Annotated in this window: 1 protein-coding gene; it reads right to left on the bottom strand. The window is 63.3% G+C overall.

Annotated features, from left to right (window positions below; all coding sequences use genetic code 11):
• Nucleotides 1-38: 38 nt before the first annotated feature.
• Nucleotides 39-1,180 (bottom strand): IS3 family transposase gene (locus OXS27_RS32235; protein ID WP_267361731.1). Its coding sequence is split into 2 segments (ribosomal slippage): nucleotides 39-913 and nucleotides 913-1,180, totalling 1,143 coding nucleotides; the frame shifts between segments, so codons are not numbered across the junction.
• Nucleotides 1,181-1,246 lie beyond the last annotated feature (66 nt).

Consider the following 1,246-nt stretch of genomic DNA (forward strand, 5'->3'; position numbering starts at 1 on the left):
TGACCTGACCGGTATTTTGGACCGAGCCGATTGAGAGGCTACTGCATGGTGGCGGCCATGGGTAGCCGGAAGGCCAGATCCGGGTAGCTGACGGGCGCGGGCGGCCGATAGCCCAGCGACGAATGCGGTCGGACGCGGTTATAGGTGTTTTGCCACAGACCGATCACGATCTGCGCCTCCTTTAACGAGTAGAAGATCTCCTGGCGTAGGCACTCGTCACGAAGCTTGCCGTTGAAGCTCTCACAATACCCGTTCTCCCACGGCGATCCTGGTGCGATGTACTGGATCTGTGAGCCAGTTTTGGCGACCCATTTGCGCAGCGCCTTCGAGATCATCTCGGGGCCATTGTCGCAGCGGATGTGTTCCGGGATGCCGTGTAGGCACATCGCCTCCGCCAGCGCCTCGATCACGCCCACGCTGTTGATGCGTCGCGCCACCTTCAGCGCCAGACAAGCCCGGCTATGCTCGTCGATCAGCGTCAGGATCCGGAGCGAACGTCCGTCGTGGGTCCGGGCCTGGACGAAGTCAAAACTCCAGACGTGGTTGCGATGGAGCGGGCGCAGCCGCACGCAGGATCCATCGTTCAGCCACAGGCGACTGCGTGGTCGGTGCTTCTGCGGGACCTTAAGCCCCTCGCGACGCCAGATGCGCTGAACCCGATCCTTACCCACCTGCCATCCTGCTGCCTGCAGCAGCGCGGTGACGCGGCGGTAGCCGTAGCGCCCATACTCGGACGCCGAGGCGATGATGGCACGGGTCAGCGCATCCTCGTCGGCCGGCAACGTGGACACGTAGCGCTGCGTGCCCCGATGCTGGCCGACGATCCGGCAGGCGTGACGTTCCGAGAGGTCGTATTTCTCCCGGATGCCGTCCACCGCCTGCCTGCGTCGCTCGGGGGCTACAAGTTTCCCGAGGCGACGTCCGCCAGCACCTGCTTCTCCAGAGATAAATCGGCTACCAGGCGACGAAGCCGGGCGTTCTCGCGCTCCAGATCCTTCATCTTCTTGGCCTGATCGACCTTCAGGCCGCCGTACTCCTTACGCCAGCGATAATAGCTCTGCTCAGAGATTTCCGCCTCCCTGCAGGCAAGGGCCAAACTCTTGCCCTGAGCCGTCTGCACCTCGATCTGGCGCAGCTTGAGCACCACCTGCTCCGCGTTCGTCTTCTGACCTCGCCGCATGTCCGACTCCTCCGGTCCTGGCTGATCCTCTCAATCAGCCCGGTCCAAAGCCAGCCGGTCAGGTCA

It is taken from the genome of Methylobacterium sp. GC_Met_3, assembly GCF_026540775.1.
Classification (GTDB): Bacteria; Pseudomonadota; Alphaproteobacteria; order Rhizobiales; family Beijerinckiaceae; genus Methylobacterium.